Annotated in this window: 1 protein-coding gene; it reads right to left on the reverse strand. The window is 53.1% G+C overall.

What is annotated here, in order from left to right; all coding sequences use genetic code 11:
• On the reverse strand, window positions 1–241 hold a 241-nt coding region (locus FDX22_RS19610; RefSeq protein WP_146717655.1), incomplete at both ends, for a pyridoxal-phosphate dependent enzyme.

Genomic DNA, 241 nt, shown 5'->3' on the forward strand with positions numbered 1-241 from the left:
ATCGGTATCTTCCCAGATTTCCGGGCCGGTAGTTTTCTCGTGGATTTCCGGGTTAGCCGGGTTGCTGAATTGCTGAAGCAGCAGGAATTTTTCTGGGTCGCTGGCAACAATCTCTTCTGCCTTTTGAATCGCGCCCTTCATGCCTTTCGCGCCTTCGGTCAGCACCAGGTTTGCACCCAATGCCTTCAGCAACTTGCGACGCTCAATGCTCATGGTTTCTGGCATCGTCAGGGTGAGTTTG

Origin of the sequence: Citrobacter sp. TBCS-14, assembly GCF_005280805.1 — a bacterium.
In the GTDB taxonomy this organism is placed as follows: Bacteria; Pseudomonadota; Gammaproteobacteria; order Enterobacterales; family Enterobacteriaceae; genus Citrobacter; species Citrobacter gillenii.